The 20,948-nt window shown below is 68.2% G+C and carries 23 protein-coding genes; 10 read left to right on the plus strand and 13 right to left on the minus strand.

The genetic code is table 11. From position 1 onward, the window contains the following. Positions 1-2: 2 nt before the first annotated feature. The 8 genes from O4N75_RS12740 to O4N75_RS12775 all read right to left on the minus strand — a co-directional run bounded on the left by O4N75_RS12740 (position 3) and on the right by O4N75_RS12775 (position 8,463). Positions 3-701: a hypothetical protein gene (locus O4N75_RS12740; RefSeq protein ID WP_269625911.1), complete on the minus strand. Its 699-nt coding sequence runs from the start codon at positions 699-701 to the stop codon at positions 3-5. Between the two features lie 66 nt (positions 702-767). After that, positions 768-3,473: a TonB-dependent receptor gene (locus tag O4N75_RS12745; RefSeq protein WP_269625912.1), complete on the minus strand. Its 2,706-nt coding sequence runs from the start codon at positions 3,471-3,473 to the stop codon at positions 768-770. Between the two features lie 468 nt (positions 3,474-3,941). After that, complete coding sequence (locus tag O4N75_RS12750) at positions 3,942-4,265, minus strand: copper-binding protein (protein WP_269625913.1); 324 nt, start codon at positions 4,263-4,265, stop codon at positions 3,942-3,944. 39 nt (positions 4,266-4,304) lie between these two features. Then, positions 4,305-5,288, minus strand: coding sequence for a copper resistance protein B (locus O4N75_RS12755; protein ID WP_269625914.1), 984 nt, complete (start codon positions 5,286-5,288; stop codon positions 4,305-4,307). Next, positions 5,285-7,000 carry a copper resistance system multicopper oxidase gene (locus O4N75_RS12760; protein WP_269625915.1) on the minus strand — a complete coding sequence of 572 codons (1,716 nt, stop codon included), beginning with the start codon at positions 6,998-7,000 and terminating at the stop codon, positions 5,285-5,287. The genes O4N75_RS12755 and O4N75_RS12760 overlap by 4 nt, the downstream gene beginning before the upstream one ends. Positions 7,001-7,154: 154 nt before the next feature. Continuing rightward, positions 7,155-7,739: an RNA polymerase sigma factor gene (locus tag O4N75_RS12765; RefSeq protein WP_269625916.1), complete on the minus strand. Its 585-nt coding sequence runs from the start codon at positions 7,737-7,739 to the stop codon at positions 7,155-7,157. After that, positions 7,736-8,173, minus strand: coding sequence for a periplasmic heavy metal sensor (locus O4N75_RS12770; RefSeq protein WP_269625917.1), 438 nt, complete (start codon positions 8,171-8,173; stop codon positions 7,736-7,738). The genes O4N75_RS12765 and O4N75_RS12770 overlap by 4 nt, the downstream gene beginning before the upstream one ends. Continuing rightward, positions 8,170-8,463, minus strand: a complete 294-nt coding sequence (locus O4N75_RS12775; RefSeq protein ID WP_269625918.1) for a hypothetical protein — start codon at positions 8,461-8,463, stop codon at positions 8,170-8,172. The genes O4N75_RS12770 and O4N75_RS12775 overlap by 4 nt, the downstream gene beginning before the upstream one ends. Positions 8,464-8,640: 177 nt before the next feature. On the opposite strand from O4N75_RS12775, the gene O4N75_RS12780 reads away from it, so the two are divergent. The 4 genes from O4N75_RS12780 (at position 8,641) to O4N75_RS12795 (ending at position 12,380) form a co-directional block, all read left to right on the plus strand. Further along, on the plus strand, positions 8,641-9,738 hold the full coding sequence (locus tag O4N75_RS12780) for a serine hydrolase domain-containing protein (protein ID WP_269625919.1): 1,098 nt from the start codon (positions 8,641-8,643) through the stop codon (positions 9,736-9,738). Between the two features lie 72 nt (positions 9,739-9,810). Next, complete coding sequence (locus O4N75_RS12785; protein WP_269625920.1) at positions 9,811-10,503, plus strand: response regulator; 693 nt, start codon at positions 9,811-9,813, stop codon at positions 10,501-10,503. Beyond that, positions 10,500-11,675, plus strand: a complete 1,176-nt coding sequence (locus O4N75_RS12790) for an ATP-binding protein (RefSeq protein WP_269625921.1) — start codon at positions 10,500-10,502, stop codon at positions 11,673-11,675. Before O4N75_RS12785 ends, O4N75_RS12790 begins: the two co-directional genes overlap by 4 nt. Positions 11,676-11,786: 111 nt before the next feature. After that, complete coding sequence (locus O4N75_RS12795; RefSeq protein WP_269625922.1) at positions 11,787-12,380, plus strand: porin family protein; 594 nt, start codon at positions 11,787-11,789, stop codon at positions 12,378-12,380. A 97-nt stretch (positions 12,381-12,477) separates the two neighbouring features. On the opposite strand, the gene O4N75_RS12800 is transcribed toward O4N75_RS12795, so the two are convergent. After that, positions 12,478-12,897 (minus strand): hypothetical protein, encoded by a 420-nt coding sequence (locus O4N75_RS12800; protein WP_269625923.1) that lies wholly within the window; start codon positions 12,895-12,897, stop codon positions 12,478-12,480. Between O4N75_RS12800 and O4N75_RS12805 the strand changes: the two genes are divergently transcribed. The 3 genes from O4N75_RS12805 (at position 12,896) to O4N75_RS12815 (ending at position 15,282) form a co-directional block, all read left to right on the plus strand. Further along, on the plus strand, positions 12,896-13,270 hold the full coding sequence (locus O4N75_RS12805) for a hypothetical protein (protein ID WP_269625924.1): 375 nt from the start codon (positions 12,896-12,898) through the stop codon (positions 13,268-13,270). The two genes, O4N75_RS12800 and O4N75_RS12805, sit on opposite strands and share 2 nt — an antisense overlap. Before the next feature lie 103 nt (positions 13,271-13,373). After that, positions 13,374-14,201: a flagellin gene (locus tag O4N75_RS12810; RefSeq protein WP_269625925.1), complete on the plus strand. Its 828-nt coding sequence runs from the start codon at positions 13,374-13,376 to the stop codon at positions 14,199-14,201. Positions 14,202-14,268: 67 nt separating this feature from the next. Beyond that, complete coding sequence (locus O4N75_RS12815; RefSeq protein ID WP_269625926.1) at positions 14,269-15,282, plus strand: LLM class flavin-dependent oxidoreductase; 1,014 nt, start codon at positions 14,269-14,271, stop codon at positions 15,280-15,282. Here O4N75_RS12815 and O4N75_RS12820 read toward each other — a convergent pair. Continuing rightward, positions 15,279-15,455, minus strand: a complete 177-nt coding sequence (locus O4N75_RS12820; protein ID WP_267230088.1) for a YegP family protein — start codon at positions 15,453-15,455, stop codon at positions 15,279-15,281. The two genes, O4N75_RS12815 and O4N75_RS12820, sit on opposite strands and share 4 nt — an antisense overlap. 194 nt (positions 15,456-15,649) lie before the next feature. Between O4N75_RS12820 and O4N75_RS12825 the strand changes: the two genes are divergently transcribed. The 3 genes from O4N75_RS12825 (at position 15,650) to mazG (ending at position 18,422) form a co-directional block, all read left to right on the plus strand. Beyond that, positions 15,650-16,150, plus strand: coding sequence for a hypothetical protein (locus O4N75_RS12825; RefSeq protein ID WP_269625927.1), 501 nt, complete (start codon positions 15,650-15,652; stop codon positions 16,148-16,150). A 94-nt stretch (positions 16,151-16,244) separates the two neighbouring features. After that, the gene (locus O4N75_RS12830) at positions 16,245-17,609 is read left to right on the plus strand and encodes an MFS transporter (RefSeq protein ID WP_269625928.1); all 1,365 of its coding nucleotides are present in this window, start codon (positions 16,245-16,247) and stop codon (positions 17,607-17,609) included. 3 nt (positions 17,610-17,612) lie between these two features. Further along, complete coding sequence (gene mazG, locus O4N75_RS12835) at positions 17,613-18,422, plus strand: nucleoside triphosphate pyrophosphohydrolase (RefSeq protein WP_269625929.1); 810 nt, start codon at positions 17,613-17,615, stop codon at positions 18,420-18,422. Here mazG and hflX read toward each other — a convergent pair. The 3 genes from hflX to O4N75_RS12850 all read right to left on the minus strand — a co-directional run bounded on the left by hflX (position 18,419) and on the right by O4N75_RS12850 (position 20,947). Beyond that, positions 18,419-19,735: a GTPase HflX gene (gene hflX / locus O4N75_RS12840; protein WP_269625930.1), complete on the minus strand. Its 1,317-nt coding sequence runs from the start codon at positions 19,733-19,735 to the stop codon at positions 18,419-18,421. The two genes, mazG and hflX, sit on opposite strands and share 4 nt — an antisense overlap. Then, positions 19,732-19,983, minus strand: a complete 252-nt coding sequence (hfq, locus tag O4N75_RS12845) for an RNA chaperone Hfq (RefSeq protein WP_183770024.1) — start codon at positions 19,981-19,983, stop codon at positions 19,732-19,734. The genes hflX and hfq overlap by 4 nt, the downstream gene beginning before the upstream one ends. A gap of 100 nt (positions 19,984-20,083) precedes the next feature. Further along, complete coding sequence (locus O4N75_RS12850; protein ID WP_269625931.1) at positions 20,084-20,947, minus strand: D-amino-acid transaminase; 864 nt, start codon at positions 20,945-20,947, stop codon at positions 20,084-20,086. Between the last annotated feature and the right edge of the window lies 1 nt (position 20,948).

The following is a 20,948-nucleotide window of genomic DNA, read 5'->3' on the forward strand; positions in this document are numbered from 1 at the left end:
CTCTAGGCCGCTTTGCGCGCGCGGCGCCGGCGGCGGAAACTGTAGAGCAGCAGCCAGCCGCCCGTGGCCGAGGTCGCGACGGCCATCCAGGTGGCGACGCGCAGCAGCGTGTTGTTCATGTCCGTGCGTTCTTCGTAGTCCATGATGTGGAACATCCAGACGAAATCGAAGATGCGCCAAAGGTCGTGGCGCTTTGCGGAGAGTTCGCCGGTCTGCGGCGCGATGTAGATCGTGGGCTTCCACATGCCCTCGAACTCGACCCGCCAGATCGGCATCTGGCGGCCCTTGATCTCGCTGGGGGCGGTGTCGAGCAGCTCGACCTTGGTCACGGCCCCCTTACCCGCGTAGAGCGCCACAGCGCGGTCGCGCGCGGCCTTTTCGTCCAGCGGCGAGAGCATCTGGCCGGTGCGGGCGTCGAACAGCATGCGGCCGGGAATGGCGTCGACGATGTAAACCGGCTGGCCAAGCTGGGTGTCGAGGCGCACCGAGCGCGTCCCGCCCGGGACGAGGCTGGTCGGTTCGACCAGGCCATCCAGGGCGATCGGCTGCTGGCGCGGCGCGCGCACCAGATGGTCGCCGTGGATGATGTTGATGTGGACGGCGGTCATGTAGAGGCCGCTCAGCATCCAGAACACCGCCTGGACGGCGATGATCAGGGCGAGCCACTTGTGGGTCTTCCGGGCCAGGGCCGGCAGGCGCATCGGGGGATCTCTCAAATGGGTCGGCGTCGAGCGGGCATGGGGTCCCGCCCGACGCCGGGCGCCAACCTAGTTGAACTGGTAGGTCAGGCGCAGGTACGCGCGACGTCCGAGCAGGTCGTACGTCATCGTGTCGGTGTTACCGTCGGTGAAGCTCTGGATATACGGAGCCTTCTTGTCGAAGATGTTGTCGACCCCCACGGCGATGTCGGCGTTCTCGGCGAAGCGATAGGCGAGCTGGGCGTTGTGGTAGAACACCCGGGGCGCCTCATAGCCGATATCTCCCGGCGCGGCGTTGAAGTCCGTCGCCTTGCCGATCATCTGCACCGAGTAGGTCCCGGTCCAGGTTTCGTCGGTGACCGTGAAGCTGGCGTTGGAGCGCCACTTCGGGAAACCGCCGTTGCCGCCGCCGATATGGCCATCGAACTCGATCGGTTCGGCGCCGTCATAGGCGGTGATCAGATACTCGCCGAGATAGGTCGTGTTCCAGTCGAAGCTGGCGCGACGGTCGAACAGGTCGAAGTCGTAGTGGATGCCGATGTCGACGCCGGTCATCTCTTCCTTGCCGGTGTTCACCGGGATGGACGACAGGAAGTTGACCTCGCCGGTCAGCGTGCTGCGGGTGAAGTTGCCCGGGCCGCAGAACGGATGGGTCATCCCCGTCGAGGCGTAGCAGACCGCCAGCTTGGTCGAGCCGGGGATCGAGCGGATCGCGTCGGTGATCTCGATATCGAAGTAGTCGATCGTCACCGACAGGCCGCTGATCTGCGGCGGCGTGAAGACCAGGCCCAGGGTAAGGGTCTTGGCCTCTTCCGGCTGCAGGTCGCTGTTGCCGCCGTTGGTGGTCAGGATCGTGGTGCCCAGCTGGCGGTAGCCGGCCGGAACGCCCGAGGCCTGGCAGTTCGCGATCAGGGTCGCATTGCCGCTGGTGCTGTAGCCGCTGCAGGGATCGGTGGTGGTCAGGTTGCCCTCGGCCACGCCCCCGAACAGTTCCGGCACGCTCGGAACCCGGAAGCCGGTGCCGTAGGTGGCGCGCAGACGCAGGCCTTCGATCGCCGTCCAGTTCAGGCTGGCCTTGTAGGTGACGTTGCTGCCGAACAGGTCGTAGTCCGAGTAGCGGAGCGCTCCGTCGATATCGAGGCTCTTGATCAGCGGCAGATCGGCCAGCAACGGAGCCGAAACTTCCAGATAGGCTTCCTTGGCCTTCATCGAGCCGGAAATCGGATCCTGCTGGTTGGTGTTGCCGATGCCCAGCACCGTCAGGGCGTCGGGGTCTCGCCAGCCCTCTTCCTCGCGGTAAAGCAGGCCCACCGCCGCGCCGACCGGACCGGCGGGCAGTTCGAACAGCGTCCCGGAGAAGTCCAGCGTGGCGCTGCGCTGCTCGTTACCGCCGGTGTCGCGCGAGGTATAGAGGATGTAGTCCAGCACCTCCTTGGTCAGGCTGCCGGCGCCGAGATAGTCGCCGCAGGGCGCCCCCGGCACGCAGTTCATGGTCTTCTGGACGCGTTCGAGGTTGGCGATGTTGGTCATCGCGTCGATGCCGGTGTTCCGGCCCCAGTTCACCGCCGCTTCCCAGGTCCAGTCGCCGACCACCTTGCCGCGGGCGCCCGCCACCAGGCGATAGGTGTCGGTTTCCTGGAAGAACTTGCGGGGGCCGCCCTCGCCCAGCCGCCGCGCCAGCAGGACCAGGTCCTGGCCCGTCGGGTTGTTCGGGTTCGCAGCGCGGATGGTGAAGTCACGCAGCACGTCGGGCGTGCCGTCCGGATTGGTCGGCCGATGGGTCAGGCCGCCGGGCGTCGCCAGCTGGTTGCTCTTGCGGTGAGTGAAGAAGAACTCGCCGAACAGCTGCACGTCGTCGGTCAGGTCGTAGTCGGCCAGGAACGCCGTGCTGATCCGCTCGATCGGCGACACCGCGTTCAGGTACGGGTTCGAGTTGAAGCCGTGCTTGGCGCCGTTGTAGGGCTCGAAGTAGTTGCCGTCCGGGCCAGGCGTCTGGCTGAAGTTCACGACGCGGCCGTCGGCCAGCCGCGCACGGCCCCCGAGGGTGTTACCGCTGTACGAGCAGACCAGCTGGCCGTTGCTCTCGCCCAGGCTGCAGGGCGCGCGGCTGGCCATGTTGACCGCTTCGGTCTTCTGGTAGGTGAACGCCGCGGTCACGCCGCCGCGGTCGCCGCGCATGCCCCACAGCAGGTCGACGGTGTACTCCTCGCCGTCCTTCTCATCGGTGATGCCGTACTTGCCGGAGATCTTCAGGCCTTCGTAGCCGTCGATGGTGACGATGTTGACCACGCCGGCGACCGCATCGGCGCCGTAGATGGCCGAGGCGCCGTCCTTCAGCACGTCCATCCGCCCGATGATCGAGGTCGGGATCATGTTGAGGTCGGGCGCGCTGTTGGCGCCGGTGCCGCCGTTCACGACACGGCGGCCGTTGATCAGGGTCAGGGTGCGGTTGATGCCGAGACCGCGCAGGTTCACCTGCGCCGTGCCGTAGCCGTTGCCGGTCCAATAGGCGCTGGTCTGGCCGCCGGCGGCGCCCGCCGAGGCCGGAAGCCGCTGCAGCAGGGTCTCGACGTTGGTGATGCCGGTGTTGGAAATCTCTTCCTGGCTGACCACCGTCGCCGGGCCGACCCCGCTGATGTCCACCCGCTTGATGCGGCTGCCGGTGACGATGACTTCCTCGACGTCGCTCGCGGCTTGAGCATGCGCCTGGGCGCTCAACATCGCGCCGCTCAGCATGGCGCTGGCCAGCAGCAGACGCTTAGAAAAACGGTTCATAACCTACCCCCTTTTGATCGGCGCCTGGGGCCACCCTCCCGGCGTATCCCAAGCGCCCGCGCGCCGCCGCGGTGAACCGCCAGCGGCTAATGTCTATACATATTTTGGTTCGCGCAGACGGGACCACCGGCCCAGGAATCGATGACGATGTCCGATTGCATCGACCGCCGGCCAGGTTCGCGACGACAACCTCCGTCGCCGCATAGCGCCTGGTCAGCCGAAATCCCCCGCCTGATCGTCCGCCTCGCCGACGATCGCGACTCTTCTCAAATCACCCCGAACTCACCGTGTTGATCCCCTCCTCTGGGCGCAGATTGCTCGCGCCGTGAGAGCGACCCTCCAGTCGCTCGTTGGGGATACGCGCGCCCCGCCCCCATCCCTCAAAATTTTTCCGGGTACGGCCGGAATTTTGACGAGGGTCAAGGTCGGAGCCTCCGGAGCGTTGTCGCGCTCCGGAGGCAGGCCAGCCTATTGCGGGCGGATGGCGGTGATGGTCTGACCGTTGAGGTCGAAGCGGACCTTGGCCCCGACTTTGACCTTGGCGAGCAAGGCCTTGTCGGCGACCTTGAACGGCATGGTCATCGCCGGCCAGTTCAGGGCCTTGATCGGGTCGTGGGCGATGGTCACCGAGCCGCTCTTGGCGTCGATCTTCTTGACCACCCCCGTGCCTTCGACGCTGCCGGCGGCGGCCGGAGCGGCATGGCCGGCATGAGCGCTGTGGTCCTGGCCGTGGGCCAGGGCCCCGGTCGCGCTGACGCCGAGGGCCGCGACGGCCAGAAGCAGGGTCTTCATCTGTTCTCTCCAACTAAGCTCGCGCCGACGGCGCGATGACTAGAACCAGGCGCGTACGCCCAGAACGAAACGGGTGTCTTCGACGTCTTCTCCGGCGGCCCGCGCGAGATCGGCGGTGTCGCCGAACTTCCGCTCGTAGGAGACGCCGACATAGGGACCGAGCTCGCGGCGAAGCTCGTAGCGCAGCCGCAGGCCAAGCTCGGCGCTGGTCAGGCCCGAGCCGAGCTCCAGTTCGGGAACCTCCTGGGCCGCCAGTTCGACCTCGGCGCGGGGCTCGAGGATCAGCTTCTGGGTCAGGCGCAGGTCGTAGGCGCCCTCAAGCCGCGCCGACAGATCGCCCTTCTCGGAGAGGAAGGCCGCGCCTTCCAGTTCGAACCAGTAGGGCGCTACGCCTTCAAACCCGACCGTGGCGTAGGTCCGCGAGGGGCCCGGCTCGAAGTCGTGCCGGACGCCCGCCTGCAGGTCGAAATAGGGCCCGATAGCGCGTGAATAGAGGACCTGGGCCTCGGCGGAGTGCAGGTCACCGCCGAACTCGCCCTCGCCCGCCGACTTCACCACCAGGCGATTGACGTCCCCGCCGTACCAGAACTCGCCCTGCCAGCCGTAGGCGTCGTCGCCCGAGGTCGGCCGCACCTCGGCGGTGCTCAGCATGACCTTCCAGGCCTTCCCGCCGCCGTGCTCCTTGGCGAGTTGGGCGCGGGCCGCGGCCATGGCCTCGCGACCAAAGTACCGCTCGGCGGCGTAGTCGGTGGGGGCCGGCGGCGCAGGCGCGTTCCCGGCCGGCGGGACGTTGGCCGGCGCAGGCATCACGTGACCGGCATGCGGGTCTGCGGCGGGCGCAGGCATCGAGTGGCCGGCATGGGGATCGGCCGCCGGGGGCGGCATGGCGTGCCCCGCGTGCGGATCGGCCGCCGGAGCGGCGGCGGGCGGGGCGTGATGCTCGTGCTGTGCGGCGGCGGGCGTGGCCAGCATGAGCGGCGTCGCGGCGAGCGGCGCCAGGGCGGTCAAAAGCTGACGGTTCACGCGGCGTCTCCTTCCAGGGGACGCACGGTCACCACGTTAAACATGCCCGCATGCATATGGTACAGTAGGTGGCAGTGGAACGCCCAGTCGCCGCGCTCGTCGGCGGTGAAGTCGAACGCCACCTTGCCGCCCGGCAGCACGTTGACGGTGTGCTTGCGCGGGTGACGGCCCGGGTTGCCGGTCACCACCTCAAAGAAATGGCCATGCAGGTGGATCGGGTGGGCCATCATCGAGTCGTTGACCAGCACCACGCGGACCCGTTCGTTGTAGCGGAACGGGATCGGGTCCTTAAGGTGGCTGTAACTGACCCCGTCGAACGCCCACATGAAGCGTTCCATGTTGCCGGTCAGGTGGATTTCCAGCTCCCGCGAAGGCGGCCGGGGGTCTGGATTGGGATCGAGCGAGACCAGGTCCTTGAGCGTCAGCACCTTGTGGCCGACGTCCTCCAGCCCCTGCCCCGGATCACCGGTCCGGTCAGCCGGCATCGGCGAGATCATCTGCACGCCCGGGCCAAGCTTGACCTGCGGCGCGTTGCGCGGGTCGAGCATGGACATGCCGGAGTGGTCCATCTCCATGCCTTCCATGCCGGGCATGGCCGAGTGGTCCATCCCCATGTCGCGCATGTTGAGCAGCGGCCGCTTGCGCAGCGGCGGGACCGGCGCGGTCATCCCCAGGCGCGGCGCCAGCGTGGCGCGGCCCATGCCGGAACGGTCCGCGGCCTCGGCGACCAGCGTATAGGCCTGATCGGCCGTCGGCTGGACGACAATGTCGTAGGTTTCGGCCGGAGCGATCTGAAACTCTTCGACGTCCACCGGAACGACGTTCTGACCGTCGGTCTGCACGACGCTGAGCTTCAGGCCCGGAATGCGGACATTGAAGATCGTCATCGCGCCGGCGTTGACGAACCGCAGCCGCACTCGTTCACCAGGGGTGAACAGGCCCGTCCAATTGTCCTTCGGCCCATGGCCGTTGATCAGGAAGGTGTAGGTCGACCCGGTGACGTCCAGGACGTCCGTCGGGTCCATCAGCATCTTGGACCACTCCTTGCGGTCCTTGAACGACTGGTCCTGCCCCTGCAGAAGCCCGGCGACGGTCTGCTTCTGCATGTTGAAGTAGCCGGCGTGCGCCTTCAGCTTCCGGAAGATCTCGTGCGGATGCATGAAGCTGTAGTCGGACAAGACGATCACGTGCTCGCGATCGTATTTCACCGGGTCCTCGCCGGCCGGATCGATGACGATCGGACCGTAGTGTCCCATCTGCTCCTGCAGGCCCGAGTGGCTGTGATACCAGTAGGTGCCCGCCTGACGGACCTTGAACTCGTAGTTGAAGGTCTCGCCCGGCTTGATGCCGGGGAAGCTGACGCCCGGCACCCCATCCATCTCGAACGGCAGCAGCAGTCCGTGCCAGTGGATCGAGGTGTCCTCGTCGAGATTGTTGGTGACTGACAGGCGGACCTGCTGGCCTTCCTTCAGGCGGACCAGCGGCGCCGGCACAGTGCCGTTGACGGTGATCGCATGCCCGGCGCGGCCGTCGACCTTGAACGGCGTGTGGCCGACGGTCAGGGCGATGTTCTCGCCCGACACGGTCGGCAGGGTGCTGGCGATGCCAGGGGTGCCGCTCTGCGCCCAGGCCGGCAGCAGCGCGCTGAGGGCCGCCCCGCCGCCCAGGGCGGACGCTCCACGCAGGAGTTGACGTCGATCCAAGTCCTTCATGGGCGGCCCTTCGAAGCAAAGCCCGCCATGCGCAAGGGAGCGCCGACGGGTCGGGTACAGGTCGTTTCAGTCATGGCGGGAAAAGAACAGGTTCCCATCGTGGGAGGGTCAAGCGAGCAGTCAAAACAGAATACGCGCGCCCGGCCGCTTCCCCTCAGGGTCGCCCGACCAAATCTTCGACCTCCAGCAATTCGGCCAGCCGCCGACGGGCACGATAGACCCGCGTCTCGATAGTCTTGGCCGAAACACCCAGCACCTCGCCGGCGGCCTGCTGGGAAAGCTCCTCAAACACCGTGAGGATCAGAGGCTCCTTGAGCTTGGCCGGAAGGAGAGCGATCGCGCGGTCGAGCGCCCGCCGTTGTTCGGCGGCGATCAGGCCGCTGTCGGCGCGAGGCTGCGGGTCGGGCGCGGCGGCCACCGCCTCGCCGCCCGGATCGGCCCCGAAGAAGGCCCGCCGCACGGCTTCGCGCCGCCCGCGATCGCGGCACTTGTTGAGGGCGATGGCCCGTATCCAGCTCGCGAACGAGCGGCCGGCGTCGTAGCGCCCGAGATTGCGCCAGGCGGCGACGAAACTCTCCTGAACGATCTCGTAGGCGGAGTCGGCGTCGCCGACGTACCGGCGGACGAAGCGATAGAGCCACTCCTTGTGGCGTCGCATGAGCTGGGTGAAGGCGTGATCCTCCCCCCCGAGCGCCCGACGGGCCAGCTCGGCGTCGGACTCCTCGTCGGAACCCGTCACTTCGCGTCTTCGGTCAGGGCCTCCGACACGCGTCTGTCGAAGATCGCGGCCTGTTCGGGGGTCAGGATCGCCCGCATCTGCAGGATATGAACGACCGTCTCCTTCTGAAGCTCGCCCATCACATCATGGAAGTGCTCGATCGCGATCCGCACTTCGGGTGAGTACTCGTGCTTGGCGTTGATCGCTCCGGCCAGCTCGGCGTTCGCCATCCGCAATTCGGCTTCGCGGGCGCTGCGGGTGATGGAGAATTCCCGCTCGATCGCCTGGAGCTGGCGGCCCTGCTCGGCGCTCAGGCTAAGCTTGTCGTGCATGAACTCATGCAGCGAGGGCTCCTTCGTGGCCTTGAGCACGTAGGTGGCCCCGCCCCAGGCCCCGAGCCCCGCGGCCAGCGCGGCAAGCAGTACGGTCAGGATCGCGCTTCGCAGTCCGCTCACCGGCGCGCTTCCAGCAGGGTCGAGGGCGCAAGCCGGCTATCCAGGGCGAAGACCGACGTCTCCTTCGGCGCGGCGACCGCGGCCACCGCCGAGGCGCTGCCGACCGCGGCGCCGACGACCAGCGCCATGACCAGCGTCGCCATGCGAACAGGCGCAAACCCGAACGCCGCGGCCCGCTCGATCCGCGCGCCGCCGATCCGCCGCCAAACGACGGGTTCGAGCTGGCTCAGATCACGGTCCAGGCCCTGGGATCGCAGGCCCTCGACCAGTTCATCCAGCGATTGGTTCATCGACGACTCCGAATACGTCACTCCATCTATACGCGACGACCACGCAAATCCCTCAGCTTTTGGCAGATGCATCGCAGCCTCGGGCGCGCAACGGTTGCATCCACTCCGGCGCCACCCGACATCCACGGAGCGTCCACAGTCCGGCGGCACGAGGAAGCGCCCTACCGAGGACCGCCCATGCCTGTCGTCGACGCCGCCGAACCGCCCCTGAGCGACCTGACGCCAAAGGCCGCGCCGTTGTTGCAAGCCCGACTGTCGAAATCCCGCGTTCCCGGCCTGGCCGCCGCCATCGTGAACCGCAACGGCGTGGTCTGGTCGGGCGCCGGAGGGATCCGGCGACGCTCTCAAGGCGGCGCCGTAAGCCACTCTGATTGCTGGCATATCGGCTCTAACACAAAGGCCATGACCGCAGCGCTGTTCGCCCGTCTCGTGCAGGCCGAGCTCACCCGCTGGGACGTCCCGCTGACGAACCTTTTCCCGGACCTGCGGCTCGACGGCGCCTGGGGCTCCGTCACCATCGCTGATCTTTTGCGGCATCGATCCGGCCTGCGCGACCGCGGTCTCGTCGACGCCGCTTGGATTGCGAGCGCACGCGCGGCCCCCGCCCTGGCCGCCGACCAGCGCAGCGAACTGGCGGCGCGGGCGCTAGGCGCCCCGCCCCGCCGCCGCGATCGAAGGTTCGCCTACGCCAACGCCAACTACGTGATCGCTGGCGCGGCGATCGAACGGATCACCGGACAGGCCTGGGAAGATGCGATGCGGACCTGGCTGTTCGAGCCGCTCGGCATGGCCTCGGCCGGGTTCGGAGCGCCGCGCGGCGACCAGCCCTGGGGCCACCGCAGCCGCCTCGCCGGGCTTAGCGTCGGCGAGGCCATCGATCCGCAGCGACCGGAGGCCGACAATCCCGCGGTCCTCGGCCCGGCCGGCGCCGCGCATATGTCGCTGACCGACCATGCCCGGTTCGCGCGGCTGTTCCTCACTGACGGGGCCGGCTTCCTCACCCGCGCCAGCATCAGCGCCCTGACGACGCCGGCGGCGGGCGAGGCGAACGACTACGCCTTCGGTTGGGGAGTGATCGCCGAACGGCCCTGGGCCCGCGGGCCGGTCCTGCTGCACGAAGGCTCGAACACGCTTTGGCACTCGGTCGTCATCGTCGGAACGCAACGCGGGCTGGCGGTCCTGACCGCCGCCAACGCCACCGGACCTGGAGGACGCGCCGCCCAGGGACTGGCGCTGGACCTTCTCAAGCTATACGCAGGCGCCGACCGGCTCTAGGCGTCCCGCGCGTGCGCATGGGCTGGCCCAGTTCTGCGCGAAATCTCCACAATCGCCCGGCTCGTGGCCCACATGGACAACGCCCTCATCCTGATCGTCGAAGACGAGCCCGAAATCGCCGAGATTCTCGAGGCCTATCTTGGCCGCGACGGCTTTCGAACGGTCCGGGCGGGCGACGGCGTGACGGCCTTGCAGCACCACCGGATGCTGCGGCCCGACCTCGTCGTGCTCGACGTCAAGCTGCCCAAGGCCGACGGCTTCGAGGTCCTGGCCGAGATCCGTCGGCGCGGCGACACGCCGGTGATCATGGCCACCGCGCTGGCCGAGGACCTCGACAAGCTCTCGGCGCTGCGCATCGGCGCCGACGACTATGTGGTCAAGCCCTTCAACCCGCTCGAACTGGTGGCCCGCGCCCGCGCGGTCCTGCGCCGGACTCAGGCCCGGGGCATGAGTCATCTGTTGCGCCTCGGCCCGCTGGAGATCGATCCGCAGGCCTATTCGGTCGCAGTCATCGGTGACGCCGAGACCAAGGCGCTGGACCTGACGCTTACCGAGTTCCGGCTGCTGGAACACATGGCGCGCACGCCGCGCAAGGTGTTCAGCCGCGCCGAGTTGCTCGACGCTTGTCTCCCGGACGGCGACGCCCTGGAGCGGACTGTCGACAGTCACGTGTCCAATCTGCGTCGGAAGCTGGAGGCGGCTGGGGCCACCGACCTGCTGGAAGGCGTGCGCGGCGTCGGCTATCGGCTGGCCTACCTGGCATGACCCGCCTGCGCCGCCTGCCCCGTCGGCCCTGGAAGCTGAGCGCCCAGCTGGTCGCGGCGATGACCGCGGTCGTCTCCCTGTCGGTGATCATCATGATCGGCGGCATGGCGCTGTACTATCTGATCCTCGACAAGATCCTGCGGCTGCAGATGCCGCCCCAGGCGCTGGCGGCCTACAACGCGATCGAGGCCAACCGCCCGCCGCAGCCGACGGACTTCCAGGTCCTGCTCGACGTCCACAAGGGGCTGGAGACGCGGCTCAGCCTGATGGAGTTGGCGGCCCTGGCCATTTGCGGAGCGGTGGCCCTGACCGCAGGCGTGGCCGCCGCGCTCTGGTTCGCGCGGCGGATCAGTGAGCCGCTGCACCGGGTGGCGGCGACCGCCCGCCGCGTCGCCGGCGGCGATCTTGGCGCCCGCGTCGTGCAACCCGAGTTCGGCGGCGGCGCTGGCGAAACCCACCAGCTCATCGCCGACTTCAATCTGATGGCCGACGAGATGCAGCGCGCCGAACGCGACATGCGCGAGAGCGTGGCGGCTATCGCCCACGAGCTGCGCACCCCGCTGACGGTGCTGCGCGGACGACTGCAAGGCATGTCCGACGGCGTCTTCGTGCCCGACAGCAAAGGGCTGGCGGGACTGATCCTGCAGGTCGACTCGCTGACCCAGATCGTCGAGGACCTGCGCACCCTGAGCCTGGCCATGGCCGGCCGGCTCCTGCTGCAGCCGGCCAATCTAGACCTGGCCCAGGAGATCGAGGCGGCGGTCGACGCCCTGGCCCCGGACTTCACCGCGGCGGGACTGACGATCGAACGCGACCTGCGCCCGGCCCCGGTCCGGGCCGACCCGGCGCGGCTCCGCCAGGTGCTGCTGGTCATGCTGGAGAACGCCCGGCGCTACGCTCTGAACGGCGGCGTGGCGCGGGTCGAGACCCGGCGTGGCGAAGGCATGATCTATCTACGGGTGCTGGATCGCGGCCCCGGCCTGCGCGTGGGCGACGAGGAGCGCGTCTTCGAACGCTTCTGGCGGGCCGACGAATCCCGCTCGCGCGACGCCGGCGGCACCGGCCTCGGCCTGGCGGTGGTCAAGGCCATCGCCGAGGCGCACGGCGGATCGGCGATCGCCTTCGCGCGCCCCGGCGGCGGCGCCTGTTTCGAGATCCGCCTTCCGGCCTGAGCTCGATCACTCCGTCGCTGCTGGGCGCGACCTGCGTCCAAGCTCCACATTGCCGGCTCAAATCACTCTGGCGCGGTCGAGACGCGGCCGCGATACCGAGGAGAGTTGAGTATGAAATTCTGGATCAGCCCGCTGGCCGCGACCCTGGCGCTGGGCGCCACCGCCGCCAGCGCCGAACCGTTCCAGGGCTTCCACGTCGGCGCCGGCATCGGCGGATCGAAGATCCAGTCCGAGGACGCCATTCCGGGGTTCGCCCGCAAGGCCGACAACGACGCGAGCGGCCTGGCCTATCGCGCCTTCGCCGGCTACGACCTGCGGGTGTCCGAACGGGTGGTGATCGGCGCCGAAGCCGGCATCAGCGGCGGCGACAAGAAGATCGAAAGCCGGGTCGACGCCGCGCGGGTCAAGGTCGATCCGGGCCTCGGCTATGACCTCACCGCGCGCCTGGGCTTCCTGGCGACCGACAATCTGATGCTCTACGGCCGCGCAGGCTGGGCGCGTCAGAACTTCGAGCGCGAGATCCGCTTCACCAACAACGCGGCGGTGATCCGCAGCGACAAGGACGTCGACGGCAAGCTGTTCGGCCTCGGCGCCGAGTACGCGGTCTCCGACAACATCGCCGTTCGGGCCGAGTACGACCGCACCGACTTCGACGGCGACCGCAAGCGCGACCGCCTGCTGGTCAGCGCCGCCTACCGCTTCTAAGCCAATGCGGCCGCGCGCGCTCCCCATGGCGCGCGGCCGCAGGGGCGGCCCCCTGCCCCCGGGGCCGCCCCGCCCTGCCGCCGCCCCCTGGACGGGATCAACCGCAATGTGACACGACTTCGAGCGTGTCCCTGCAGGAGCCGTCATGTCCCGGCGAACCACCATCGCAACGCTCGCCCTCGCCCTGCTCGCCGGTCCCGCCCTCGCCGAGCCGACTGCGATCACGATCCGGCCGATCAGCCACGACGGCAAGTTCATCGGCGACAGCATGGGCGGCGTCCGGGTTCGGCTGACCGAGGCGGCCTCCGGGCGTGAACTGGCCGCCGGGACGACCAGCGGGACCACCGGCGACACGCGCAAGCTCGTCGTGGAGCCGCGCCAGCGGCAGACGCCGATCCACACCCCGGACGCCTCCGCCTTTCGCGCTGTCGTCGACATCGAGCGCCCCACCCTCGTCCGCGTCGAGGCGACCGGACCGCTCGGCAAGCCCCGACGCCCAGATCACGGTCAGCGCCATGCGATGGCTGCTGCCGGGCCAGCCGCTCGACGGCGACGGCTGGACGCTCGAATTTCCCGGCCTGGCGATCGAACCCAATTGGACCCTGCAAGCGAGCGGACTGGATCTCTCCGCCAAGGTGACGCTCATGTGCGGTTGCCCGATCGAGCCCGGCGGCCATTGGGACGCGGCGCAGTACCGCGTGCAGGCCGCGCTCTATGACCGCGACACCCTCTTGCAGGCCACCGACCTGGCCTATGCCGGGAAGACCTCGACCTTCGCCGGCCAGCTGCGCCGCCCGCCGCCAGGCGCCTATCGGCTGCTGCTGACGGCTCACAACGCGACGACGGGCAATGTCGGCGTGTCCGAGCGTACGGTCGCCATCGCGCCTTAACCGCGTACGGTAACAATCTCGCAACGCTCGCGTGAGTAGATCTCAGGCGGGGCAAAACGCCCTGCGGACACGTTTGTCCGCCTCCTGGAACCGAGGCTTCGTCATGCCGCTGAACAGCGTCAATACGAACACCAGCGCGATGATCGCGCTGCAGAGCCTCAACGCCATCAATACGGAATACGCTCAGGTCCAGCGTCGCATATCGACCGGCCTGAAGATCGCCGGGCCCAAGGACAATCCCGCTATCTGGGCGATCGCCCAGAACATGCGGGCCGAATCCAAGTCGCTCGACGCGGTGATGAGCTCGCTGCAGCGCGGGCAGTCCATCGTCGACACCGCCATGACCGCCGGCGAGACCATCTCCGACATTCTCTCGCAGATGAAGGAAAAGGCGCTGGCCGCCACCGAGGCCGGCCTCAGCACCGCCAGCCGTCAGGCGCTCAACGACGAGTACGTCGCCCTGCGTCGCCAGATCGACCTGGTGGCGTCGAACGCCAGTTTCGACGGAGTGAACCTGATCTCGGCCGGAGCGACCGGAAACGTCCGCGCCCTGGCCAACACAAAGGCGACGGCGACGATCAACGTCGACCACGTCGACCTGTCCACCACCGGCGGGGCCATTTCCCCGACGCTCGCCGACCTGATGGGCGGCGTCACCTCCGCCGACATCCAGGCGTTGGAGGCCTCCTCTCAGAGGGTGTCCGCCGCGATGTCCAAGCTCGGAGTCGGCGGCAAGGCCCTCGACCGCCAGCTCGAGATGAGCGCCAAGCTACAGGACAGCTACGACGCCGGGATCGGCAATCTCGTCGACGCCGACATGGCCAAGGAAAGCGCCCGGCTGACCGCCCTGGACGTCAAGATGCAGTTGGCCATCCAGGCGTTGCGGATCGCCAACCAGGGCCCCTCGCTGCTCCTCGCCTTGTTCCGCTAGCGGCGATCTTCGCCCGCACGGCCGATTGCCCCCTCCCAGTGGAGCTGCAAGCGCCTATATCGCGCTGATGGTTGATCTCTCGGTTCTCGATCTCTCGCCGATCATCGAAGGCGGCGACGCCGCCCAATCGCTGCGCAACAGCCGCGACCTCGCCCAGCACGCCGAGCGGTTCGGCTATAAGCGCTTCTGGCTGGCCGAGCACCACAACATGGCCGGGGTCGCTAGCGCGGCGACCTCCGTGGTCATCGGTTACGTCGCCGAGGGAACCTCCACGATCCGAGTCGGCGCCGGCGGCATCATGCTGCCCAATCACGCCCCGCTGGTGATCGCCGAGCAGTTTGGCACCCTCGCCTCGCTCTATCCCGGCCGCATCGATCTTGGCCTCGGGCGAGCTCCTGGCTCGGACCAGGCCACCGCGCGCGCCCTGCGGCGCACCCTGGCCGGCGACATCGACGACTTCCCGCGCGATGTGATCGAGCTGATGAACTACTTCGAACCGGTCAAGCCGGGCCAGATCATCCGCGCCGTGCCCGGGGCCGGCCTGGACGTCGAGTTCTGGATGCTGGGGTCGAGCACCTACGGCGCCCAGCTCGCCGCTGCGCTCGGCCTGCCCTACGCCTTCGCCTCGCATTTCGCCCCCGCCCAGCTGGAGCTGGCGCTGAACGTCTACCGCAGCCAGTTCCGCCCGTCGGAGCACCTGGACAAGCCGCGGGTGATGCTGGGGGTCAACATCACGGCCGCTGACACCGACGCCGAGGCGCAGCGGCTGTTCACCTCGCTCAAGCAGGCCTTCATCAACCTTGGCCAGGGCCGTCCCGGCCCGCTGCCGGCGCCGATCGACGATCCAGAAGGGCGCCTCGACGAAATCGGCGGGGCGATGCTGCGGCAGAGCTTGAGCTGTTCGATCGTCGGCTCGCCCGAGCGCGTGCGTCAGGGCCTGGCCGACTTCGTGCGCCGCACCGGCGCCGACGAGCTGATGGTCACCGCCCAGGTCTACGATCACACCGCCCGGGTCAGGTCGTTCGAGATCGCCGCTCAGGCGCGCGATGAACTCGCGCGCCTGGCGGACGCGCCGGCCTAGCTGTTGTCTTCGACTTCAGCGCCAGGGCCGTTCTTCTTGATGGAATCGATCGCGTTCTGAGCGCTCGCCTTCGACGAATAGCCTTCGGTCGAGAACATCGTTTCGCTGTTGTACTTGAAGCGAACCCGGAATTCTCCGGCCTTGTCCTTATAGATTTCGAACTTGTGCGCCACAGGTCGTCTCCGTTTTACAATTGAACATGCCCGTCCCCTGTCGGGCAGACTTGGGCGCCGCTCCAATCAGGTCAAGCCTGATCCCGGCGCGGCGCGCCACACTAAGGCCACGCTTGGGTGATGGCTTTGCGACAGGCGGTCGTGCGCCCCATCTAGTCAGACAGACTGTGTCGTCCTTTCGCCTGGAGCCCGTCATGCGCGCCCTGCTTTTCACCGCCTTCGCCACCCTTGCGCTCGCCGGTTCGGCGATCGCCGAGCCGATGCCGACCGTCGCCAGCGTCGAGGTCAAGCTCAGCCCCGAACTGCAGAAGAAAGCCACCGAGGAATACGGCGTGCGCGACGTGGAGCGCCTGGCCGCCGAACTGCGCAAGGACGTCGAGCGCGAGATGCATCGCACCGGTGTTCTCGCCGGCGGCCGGCTGGAGCTGACCCTGGTCGACGCCCGCCCGAACCGGCCCACCTTCAAGCAGCTCGGCGACACGCCTGGCCTGTCGATGGAGAGCTTCGGCGTCGGCGGCGCCAAGATCGAGGGCCGGGCCATTTCGGTCGATGGCGAGGTCACCCCCGTCCGTTACGACTGGTACGAAACCGACATTCGCCAGTCGCGCCTGACCACCACATGGTCGGACGCCGAGTACGCGATCAACCGCTTCGCCTATCAACTGGGCCGCGGCAATGTGTACGCTCGCCGATAACGCCGAAAGGCCTTGCCACCCCAGGGGCTGAGGGTTCACATCGCGCCGCTCGCCGGACGCCAGTAGATCCGGAAGCGCCTAGGGGATGAGTGAAATGACCGCAAAGGCGGAACGGCGTTCCAACTGGACCTTGGCGGCGCTCGCCGCTCCGTGTCTTCCGCTGGCGGGCCTTGGCCTGCCGCTCGTGGTCTACCTCCCCGAATACTATGCGAACGAACTGGGCCTCAGCCTCGGCGCCGTCGGCATGGCGTTCATGCTCGTGCGCCTGCTCGACATGGCCTTCGACCCCTACATCGGCGGGGTCATGGACGGCACGCGTTCGCGGTTCGGCCGCTTCAAGCTGTGGTTCGCGATCAGCGCGCCGCTGCTGATGCTGGCTTCCTACATGCTGTTCATGGCCAAGCCCGGCGTATCCACCGGCTATCTCTGGCTCTGGCTGCTGGTGGTCTATGCGGGCGTCTCGATCGCCGGCCTGTCGCAGCTGGCCTGGGCCGCAGTGCTCTCGCCGCAGTACGACCAGCGCTCGCGGATCTATGCCTGGTGGCAAGCCGGCAATGTCGTCGGCATGATCTTCGTGCTCACCCTGCCGGCCCTGCTGCCGATGCTCGGCGTGACCGGACACCGCGCCGGGGTGCAGGCGATGGGCTGGTTCATCGTCGTGCTGCTGCCGATCACGGTGGGCCTGGCGCTGTGGCGCGTCCCCGAGCCCCAGGTCGCCTCCGAGGTCAAAAAGTCGGGCTTCCGTGAGTACCTGGCGCTGTTCAAGCGCCCGAGCGTGGTCCGCATCCTGGTCGCCGACCTGCTGATCGGCACCGGCCCGGCGATCACGGGCGCGCTGTTCTTCTTCTTCTTCGGCCGGGTGAAAGGCTTCACCCACGCCGACGCGAGCATGCTGCTGCTGATCTATTTCATCGGCGGCTTGGTCGGCGCGCCGCTGTGGACCTGGCTCTCGTACAAGATCTCCAAGCACCGGGCGCTGGCCGTCTCCGGCGTCGTCTACGCCGTCCTGACCCTGTGCTCGCTGCTGATTCCGCAAGGCGCGATGATCCCCGCGGCTATCCTGATGTTCTTGATCGGCGTGCCCTACGCCGCCGGCGCCTTCCTGCTGCGGGCGATGATGGCCGACATCGGCGACGAGGAGCGGCTGGCCAGCGGCGTCGATCGCACGGGCCTGCTCTATGCGATCCTCTCCGGCACCGTAAAGGTCGGCTCGGCCGCCGCCGTCGGCATCAGCTTCCCGCTGCTGCAGGCCATGGGCTTCGATCCCAAGGGCACGGGCGTCGATACGGGACTCCAGGGCCTGGCCATCCTGTTCGCGGCGGTGCCCGCGGCCATGTCGATCGCCGCCAGCGTCATCGTCTGGAGTTTCCCGCTGACCTCCGAGCGCCATGCGGAGATTCGCGCGGCCCTGGCGGCGCGCGATATGAAAGACGCCGAACTCGCCGAGGCCGCCGAATAGTCCATGAGCTCCAATCCCAGCGATCAGCGCCCCATCGACCGCCTGCTGTCCATCATGGCGCGGCTGCGCGACCCTGACGGCGGCTGCGCCTGGGATCTCGAACAGACCTTCGCGACCATCGCTCCCTACACGGTCGAGGAAGCCTACGAGGTCGCCGACGCCATCGAGCGCGGCGACCTGAACGACCTGCGCGAGGAACTGGGCGACCTGCTGCTGCAGGTCGTGTTCCACAGCCGCATGGCCCAGGAACAGGGCGCCTTCGCCTTCGACGACGTGGCCGACGCCATCTCCGAGAAGATGATCCGCCGTCACCCGCACGTGTTCGGGCAGGACGAGCAACGCACCAGCGCCGAACAGACCCGCGCCTGGGAGGTCATCAAGGCTCAGGAGCGGGCCAAGAAGGGCAAGAACCAGAGCCTGCTGGACGACGTGCCGACCGGCCTGCCCGCCCTCACCCGCGCCGTAAAGCTGACCGCCCGCGCCGCGCGCGTCGGCTTCGACTGGCCGGACGTCTCATTCGTGCTCGACAAGCTGCGCGAGGAGACCGCCGAGCTGGAGCACGAGATCGCCGCCGGCCGTGACGTCGCCCGGATGCGCGACGAGCTGGGCGACATCCTGTTCGTCTGCGCCAACCTGGCCCGCAAGCTGGACCTGGAGCCGGAAGACGCGCTGCGCTCGACAAACGCCAAGTTCGTGCGTCGCTTCCAGTTCATCGAGGCCGAACTCGCCAAGCGCGGCAAGAGCGCCGAGCAGTCTGACCTTGCCGAGATGGACTCGCTCTGGGATGCGGCGAAGCTGGCCGAGAAGGCCTAGAGCGCCGTCAGTTCGGCCTTCGGGAACTGCTGCTCGAACTGACCCAGGGCCTGGGCGCCCAGCCGCACGGCGATGCGAACCGACCCGTCCTCGTCGTCGACGCGGTCCATCACCCGGCCGTGCCGGTACAACCACGCCATCGCCGCGCCATCGGCCGCCGTCAGCTTGACCGACACCGGCGGCGCATCGTCGACCAGCCGCGCGATCGCCGCCAGCAGCGCATCGCACCCCTCGCCGCTCACCGCCGAGACCATGACCGCCGGCGGATGATGACGCCGCGCGTCGCCGGCGACCTGCTCGCGGTCCTCGGGCTCCAGCAGGTCGGCCTTGTTCCAGACCTCGATGACGTTGCGTTCCTCGACGTCGACGCCGAGCCGGTCGAGCACCGTCCGGACGTCCTCGGCCTCGGCCTCCGTCTCCTCGCTGGCGATGTCGCGGACATGCAGGATGACGTCGGCCTCCTTCACCTCCTCGAGGGTCGCGCGGAAGGACTCGACCAATTCGTGCGGCAGGTCGGAGATGAAGCCCACAGTGTCCGACAGGATCGCCGGCCGGCCGTCGGGCAGGTCCAGCATCCGCAGGGTCGGGTCGAGGGTGGCGAACAACATGTCCGCCGCCATCACGTCCGCCTTGGTCAGACGGTTGAACAAGGTCGACTTGCCCGCGTTGGTGTAGCCGACCAGGGCCACGGCCGGGAACGGATGGCGCTGGCGCGCCCCGCGCTGCAGGTTGCGGGTGCGCCGCACCTCGACCAGCTCGCGCTTCAGCTTGCCGATCTTCTCGGCCAGCAGCCGGCGGTCGGTCTCGATCTGGGTTTCGCCGGGACCGCCCATGACCCCGAAGCCGCCGCGCTGGCGTTCCAGGTGGGTCCAGGTGCGAACCAGCCGCGACCGCTCATACGACAGCCGGGCCAGTTCGACCTGCAGGATGCCCTCGCGGGTCCGTGCGCGCCGGGCGAAGATCTCAAGGATCATCCCGGTGCGGTCCATCACCTTGACCTGCCAGGCCTTTTCCAGATTGCGCTGCTGGACGGGCGTCAGGGCGTCGTCGACGACCGCGACGTCGACCTGCAGCTGAAAGCAGAGCTCCCCGATCTCGTCGACCTTGCCGCTGCCGAACAGCGTCGCAGGCGTGCGCTTGCGCAGGGGCGCGATGATCGCGTCCCGGATTTCCAGGTCGAGCGCCAGCGCGAGGCCGACGGCCTCGTCCAGACGCGCCTGTGAGCTGCGCGCCGAGTCGCGGCCGTCTCGCTGGGGATGAATAACGAGCGCCCCCTGAGGGGGCGCTTCACGATCGATGGACTTGGAGGTCAATCGCCCTCGTCTTCCGCCGGTTCATAGAGCTGAACGGGCTGGGCCGGCATGATGGTGGAAATGGCGTGCTTGTAGACCAGCTGCGACTGGCCGTCGCGGCGCAGCAGCACGCAGAAATTATCGAACCAGCTCACGACGCCCTGCAGCTTCACGCCGTTCACCAGGAAGATCGTCAGCGGCGTCTTCGACTTGCGGACGCTGTTCAGGAACGTGTCCTGGAGGTTCTGTTTCTTTTCGTTGCCGGACATGGCTTGTCGCCCTTTTTTCTGTTCGGGAGGCAACACGCCTCCCACACACATGCATGAGGCTAGACCGGCGGACATGACCGGCGCAATCGCGCCGCTCGCATCAGACGGCCGTCGCCCTCGCGCGCTCGATATAGAGGCGACGGAGCTTTATCGCCACCGGTCCGACCTCACCATTTCCGATCGGCTTGTCGTCGACCGCCACGACCGGCAGCACCAGGCTGCCGGCGCCGGTGATGAACGCTTCCTTCGCCGCGACCGCCTCGGCGGGCGTGAACGGCCGCTCATCGACCTGCATGCCCTCGTCGCGCAGGACGTCCAGCAGCGTGCGCCGGGTGACGCCCCGCAGGATGTTGGCGTTGGTGTCGCGGGTGCGCAGCACGCCGTCGGCGTCGATGATCCAGGCGTTGGACGAAGCGCCCTCGGTGACGAAGCCCAGATCGTCGACGAACCAGGCCTCGGCCGCGCCGCGCTCCTTGGCCGCCTGTTTGGCGAGCGCATTGGGCAACAGGCCGACGGTCTTGATGTCGCACCGGCCCCAGCGGTTCTCCGGAGTGGTGATGACCTTCACGCCCTTGGCGGCCTTGGCCTCGGTAGCCGCGCGATCCACGGGCGAGACGGTGATCACCACGCTCGGCGCCACCGGATGGTCGGGGAAGGCGTGGCCGCGCGGGGCGACGCCGCGGCCGACCTGCAGGTACAGCAGGCCTTCACGGATCCGATTGCGGCGCACCGCCTCGCGCAGGACGATGGTCAGGGCCGCGCGACTCATCGGCATCGGGATGCGCAGTTCGGACAGGCTGCGTTCCAGGCGCGCGAAGTGCCCCTCGGCGTCAGCCAGCTTGCCGTCGAACAGGGCCCAGACTTCGTAGACCGCATCGGCCAGTTGGTAGCCGCGGTCCTCGATGTGCACCACGGCCTCGCCGTGCCGCACGAACTGCCCGTTCACATAGGCGATACGCCCCACC

It is taken from the genome of Phenylobacterium sp. NIBR 498073 (genome assembly GCF_027286305.1).
GTDB lineage: Bacteria > Pseudomonadota > Alphaproteobacteria > Caulobacterales > Caulobacteraceae > Phenylobacterium.

Coding starts and splice junctions, on each gene's coding strand:
- O4N75_RS12760 (WP_269625915.1), bottom strand. CDS start 7,000: ATGAAGGACTTGGATCGACGTCAACTCCTGCGTGGAGCGTCCGCCCTG.
- O4N75_RS12740 (WP_269625911.1), bottom strand. CDS start 701: ATGCGCCTGCCGGCCCTGGCCCGGAAGACCCACAAGTGGCTCGCCCTG.
- O4N75_RS12780 (WP_269625919.1), top strand. CDS start 8,641: ATGCCTGTCGTCGACGCCGCCGAACCGCCCCTGAGCGACCTGACGCCA.
- O4N75_RS12830 (WP_269625928.1), top strand. CDS start 16,245: ATGACCGCAAAGGCGGAACGGCGTTCCAACTGGACCTTGGCGGCGCTC.
- O4N75_RS12790 (WP_269625921.1), top strand. CDS start 10,500: ATGACCCGCCTGCGCCGCCTGCCCCGTCGGCCCTGGAAGCTGAGCGCC.
- O4N75_RS12825 (WP_269625927.1), top strand. CDS start 15,650: ATGCGCGCCCTGCTTTTCACCGCCTTCGCCACCCTTGCGCTCGCCGGT.
- O4N75_RS12750 (WP_269625913.1), bottom strand. CDS start 4,265: ATGAAGACCCTGCTTCTGGCCGTCGCGGCCCTCGGCGTCAGCGCGACC.
- mazG (WP_269625929.1), top strand. CDS start 17,613: ATGAGCTCCAATCCCAGCGATCAGCGCCCCATCGACCGCCTGCTGTCC.
- O4N75_RS12810 (WP_269625925.1), top strand. CDS start 13,374: ATGCCGCTGAACAGCGTCAATACGAACACCAGCGCGATGATCGCGCTG.
- O4N75_RS12745 (WP_269625912.1), bottom strand. CDS start 3,473: ATGAACCGTTTTTCTAAGCGTCTGCTGCTGGCCAGCGCCATGCTGAGC.
- O4N75_RS12795 (WP_269625922.1), top strand. CDS start 11,787: ATGAAATTCTGGATCAGCCCGCTGGCCGCGACCCTGGCGCTGGGCGCC.
- O4N75_RS12800 (WP_269625923.1), bottom strand. CDS start 12,897: ATGGCGCTGACCGTGATCTGGGCGTCGGGGCTTGCCGAGCGGTCCGGT.
- O4N75_RS12775 (WP_269625918.1), bottom strand. CDS start 8,463: ATGAACCAATCGCTGGATGAACTGGTCGAGGGCCTGCGATCCCAGGGC.
- O4N75_RS12805 (WP_269625924.1), top strand. CDS start 12,896: ATGCGATGGCTGCTGCCGGGCCAGCCGCTCGACGGCGACGGCTGGACG.
- hfq (WP_183770024.1), bottom strand. CDS start 19,983: ATGTCCGGCAACGAAAAGAAACAGAACCTCCAGGACACGTTCCTGAAC.
- O4N75_RS12815 (WP_269625926.1), top strand. CDS start 14,269: ATGGTTGATCTCTCGGTTCTCGATCTCTCGCCGATCATCGAAGGCGGC.
- O4N75_RS12785 (WP_269625920.1), top strand. CDS start 9,811: ATGGACAACGCCCTCATCCTGATCGTCGAAGACGAGCCCGAAATCGCC.